Source organism: Achromobacter sp. Marseille-Q0513 (genome assembly GCF_018195695.1).
In the GTDB taxonomy this organism is placed as follows: Bacteria; Pseudomonadota; Gammaproteobacteria; order Burkholderiales; family Burkholderiaceae_B; genus Achromobacter.
In genome coordinates this window covers 1-3,927 of sequence record NZ_JAGTJY010000306.1, presented here as the reverse complement: position 1 = coordinate 3,927, position 3,927 = coordinate 1, and the positions used below count along the sequence as shown (strand labels likewise).

Here is a 3,927-nt window from a genome sequence, read left to right as displayed (position 1 = left end):
AGATAGCCCCCACCAGAGCGCCCGCGCGCTGCTAAGGGTGCATGCCTACGGGCCGTCAGAATAAGCCCGCCCCCCGCAAGACGCTGCCCCAAAGCGGGATGCCACGGATCCGGCTCCGCCGGTCCGTAGGCATGCCCCTGGGGGAAGCGCGCAGCGCTTCGGGGGGGCCTCATTCAGTGGCTGATCATCCAGGGGCGAGAGCCGGCGAAGGACTTGGCGCCGTCCGCCGCCACCCGGGTCTTGCCGGACTTGCGTCCGCCCGAGCAGCAGCCGCAGTTCATGCCGTGGCCGGCGCGCGAGCTGCGCGGCTCGTTGGCGCTGCGCTCGTTCGCCGCGCGCGCCCGGTTCACCGCGGACGACAGCGCCGAGATGGCGGGCGCGCCGCCCACGATGCGTTCCGAGGACGCGCCGCATTGCGGGCAGTCGGCGGGATCGCGCCACTGCGCCAGCGGCCGCAGCGCCGAGAACTCGCCGCAGCCGCCGCAGGCATAGTCATAGATGGGCATGATGCGGGCTCTCCTAGCGGTCGCGCGACAGCGGCATGTCGACGTCGCCCTTGATGTGCTTCACCGGCCCGGAGGCCGAGGGCTGGATGTCGAAATCGAAGATCTCGGTCGGCAGCCACAGCGTGGCGCAGGAGTTGGGAATGTCCACCACCCCGCTGATATGGCCCTGCACCGGCGCGCAGCCCAGGATGGAATAGGCCTGGGCGCCGGAATAGCCGAACTTCTTCAGGTATTCGATGGCGTTCAGGCAGGCCTGGCGATAAGCCACGTTCACATCCAGGTAGTGCTGCTTGCCCTGCTCGTCGACCGAGATGCCTTCGAAGATCAGGTAGTCCTTGTAGTTCGGCGTGATCGGGCTGGGCTTGAAGATGGGATTGCGGATGGCGTACTTGTCCATGCCGCCCTTGATCAGCGACACGCGCATGTGGACCCAGCCGGCCATCTCGATGGCGCCGCAGAAAGTGATTTCGCCATCGCCCTGCGAGAAGTGCAGGTCGCCCACCGACAGGCCGCCGCCCTTGACGTAGACCGGGAAGAACACGCGCGCGCCGCGCGACAGATCCTTGATGTCGCAGTTGCCGCCGTGCTCGCGCGGCGGCACCGTGCGCGCGCCTTCGGCCGCCGCGCGATCGCGGTCGGCGCCCTGCAACGCGCCCATGTGCGCGGTCTTGGGCGCGGGCGGGTTGGCCAGCGGCGGCACGCGGTTCGGATTGGTGTCGATCAGCGCCTGCTCGCGCTTGTTCCAGTCGTCCAGCAGCTTCTGGTCGGGCAGACAGCCGATCAGGCCGGGATGGATCAGGCCGGCGAAATTCACGCCCGGCACATGGCGCGAGGACGTGAACATGCCATGGAAATCCCAGATGGATTTCTGTGCGTGCGGGAAATGATCGGTCAGGAAGCCGCCGCCATTGTTGCGGCTGAAGAAACCGTTGAAGCCCCACAGGCTGTCGGGCTTGGCGCCGATGTCCAGCAGGTCCACCACCAGCAGGTCGCCCGGCTCGGCGCCCTCCACGCCCACCGGCCCGGACAGGAAATGCACCGTGGACAGGTCCACGTCGCGCACGTCGTCGGCGCTGTCGTCGTTCTTGATCGCGCCGCCGGTCCAGTCATAGGTTTCCAGGACGAAGTCGTCGCCGGGCTTGACCCACACCGCCATCGGGATGTCCGGATGCCAGCGATTGTGGATCTGCTTGTTCTCGTACGGGGATTGGGCCAGGTCGACCTTGATGAGCGTGTCGGTCATTCTCTTTCATCTCCAGCGTGGGCGTTGATAAAACAGAACTTTCTATCCAGGACCTTCCGATTGGATGGCGCGGGGAGCGCCCTGCAGATCCTTGACATGTAAAGCAAGGTAGACCAGTTTCGGGTAGAGGTAAACCGTGTTCGGGCCGATTTCGATCAGGGGATTCCTGGGGTTGCCTATATCGCTTGCTTGCGCACCGCCGGCAATGCCAAAAACCGGCGTGTCAAGGCATTCCCACCTATCAAGAATGAGGATGGAGCCATCTCCTTCGAGGCGGCAAGATGTAGCCGGATGACTACAAAGTTTCTTGCGCCTTCGTAGCCATATGGCTACACTTCTTTTCGTAGCCTAATGGCTACACCCACCACGGACCAGGAAACGCACATGACAGTCATCGACTATCAAAAAGCGAGGCCAGGAACCCGTGAAAGAACTCCGCAGCACCGAAGCCTATGACGACTTCGAAGCCCGCCTGAAGGACAAGTTCGGCAAGGCACGAATACAAGCACGCATACAGCGACTGGCCCTCGGAAACCCAGGCAGATGCCGGCATCTGGAAAAGGGAGTCTCTGAATTGAAAATTGATTTCGGTCCCGGCTATCGGGTGTATTTCACCGAACGCGTCGCGGGAACCATCGTCATCCTGCTTGCAGGAGGAGATAAATCGACCCAGGACGCCGATATCAGGATGGCGCTACGCCTGGTCGACGAACTGGACTGGAATTTCTGAAAACCAGACGGCTGCCGTCAACGCCGTTGAAGCTGCCAGCATCGCCCCCTTCAACTGTCGCTCCACAGGGAGCCCCCCCCATGCGCAAACTGACGACACGGAAATACGACATCGCGGAGCGCCTGAAAACGCCCGAGGAAATGGCGCTCTACCTGGACGCATGCATCGCCGAAGGCGATGCGGCGCTGATTGCCAAGGCGCTCGGCGATATCGCGCGCGCCAAGGGCATGACCCAGGTCGCGCGGGACACCGGGCTGTCGCGCGAGAGCCTGTATAAAGCGCTGTCCGGGGAGCGCGCCCCCGACTTCAGCACCATTCTCAAGGTATTGCGCGCGCTTGGCCTGCGCTTGCATGCCACCCTTGCCTGAGCGCTGCATGGCGCTCTACGCCGCCCAGTTATGATGCAGTCCCCGAACCCGGCGCGCCCTTTCCTGTTGCGCCCTGCTGCCCGTCCATGACCGCATCCCGCCTCCTTTCCGCCGCCCTGCTGCTCGCCGCCTTCTCCAGCACGGCCGCCGCCGAAGACTGCGTCGCCGCCTTCGATTCCGCGCAGTCGGACTACCGGCGCGCCCAGTCGGCGCAGGACGCACTGGAAGCGGCGCGGGGCGGCAAGCTCGACGGCACGCTGTGCCAGGGGCGGCTGGACCTGCTGGACCTGCGCTTCGAACTGGCCGACCGCTACGAAGTCTGCGCGCGCGATGGCGGAACCTTTCCCGCCGACACGGCTGGCGCGATGGATCGGGAAGCCGGCATGCTGGCCTCGCAGAAATCCGACTGGATCAACGTCTGCGGCCCGCTGATGAAGTAGCCGGCGCACGCCGCGCCGCGACCGCGGCTGGCACGGACCGCCGCCGTCGATATGCGACAATGGCCGCTCACTTCACCGCCGGGAGCGCCCCCGCCATGAACCTCTAAGCCTTCCTCCGATCCGTCCTTGCCGCCGGCAGCCCGCCGCGTCCGCAAGGCCCGTTCATCGTCAGGAGCGCTTCATGGCCCACGCACCCCACGCGCCCGCGCCGGCGCGGCCCCTTCCCCCTTCCCGGCAAGCCCGCGCGCCGCTCGCGGCGGCCTTTCATATCAGCCTGCGCCACGTCAGCCATGCGCTGCCCGACGGCCGCATGCTGCTGGACGACGCCAGCCACGATTTCGGCGCGGCGCGCCACGGTCTGGTCGGCCGCAATGGCGCGGGCAAGACGCTGCTGCTGCGTCTGCTGCTCGGCGAACTGCCGCCGCAGTCGGGCCGCATCGAGCGTCGCGGACGCATCGCCGCGGTGCCGCAATCCCTGCCCGCCCGACCTGGCGGCACGCTGGCCGACGGTGCGTCCGGCTCCCCCCCCCCCCAAGCCCCCGCGCGCCACGGAGCCGGCACATGCACCCAGGCCGCAACCCCAACGCAGGGCGGCCCTGCGCGCCACCGCCAGGAATGACCCCGCATGCATGCGGTGCGC

6 protein-coding genes are annotated in these 3,927 nt (G+C 66.3%); 4 read left to right on the top strand and 2 right to left on the bottom strand.

Annotation, left to right across the window (positions count from 1 at the left end; genetic code table 11):
• Positions 1–173: 173 nt before the first annotated feature.
• Together KDH83_RS29935 and fmdA are read right to left on the bottom strand one after the other, a co-directional pair.
• Positions 174–506, bottom strand: a complete 333-nt coding sequence (locus KDH83_RS29935; protein WP_103273796.1) for a zinc ribbon domain-containing protein — start codon at positions 504–506, stop codon at positions 174–176.
• 13 nt (positions 507–519) lie between these two features.
• A complete protein-coding gene (gene fmdA / locus KDH83_RS29930; RefSeq protein ID WP_212322503.1) occupies positions 520–1,749 on the bottom strand; it encodes a formamidase in 1,230 nt (409 codons plus the stop codon).
• A 424-nt stretch (positions 1,750–2,173) separates the two neighbouring features.
• On the opposite strand from fmdA, the gene KDH83_RS29925 reads away from it, so the two are divergent.
• The 4 genes from KDH83_RS29925 (at position 2,174) to KDH83_RS32910 (ending at position 3,906) form a co-directional block, all read left to right on the top strand.
• Positions 2,174–2,479 carry a type II toxin-antitoxin system RelE/ParE family toxin gene (locus tag KDH83_RS29925; RefSeq protein ID WP_212322500.1) on the top strand — a complete coding sequence of 102 codons (306 nt, stop codon included), beginning with the start codon at positions 2,174–2,176 and terminating at the stop codon, positions 2,477–2,479.
• An 80-nt stretch (positions 2,480–2,559) separates the two neighbouring features.
• Positions 2,560–2,847, top strand: coding sequence for an addiction module antidote protein (locus KDH83_RS29920; RefSeq protein ID WP_103273793.1), 288 nt, complete (start codon positions 2,560–2,562; stop codon positions 2,845–2,847).
• 86 nt (positions 2,848–2,933) lie between these two features.
• Positions 2,934–3,287, top strand: coding sequence for a hypothetical protein (locus KDH83_RS29915; protein ID WP_212322497.1), 354 nt, complete (start codon positions 2,934–2,936; stop codon positions 3,285–3,287).
• A 181-nt stretch (positions 3,288–3,468) separates the two neighbouring features.
• Complete coding sequence (locus KDH83_RS32910) at positions 3,469–3,906, top strand: ATP-binding cassette domain-containing protein (RefSeq protein ID WP_212322496.1); 438 nt, start codon at positions 3,469–3,471, stop codon at positions 3,904–3,906.
• Positions 3,907–3,927 lie beyond the last annotated feature (21 nt).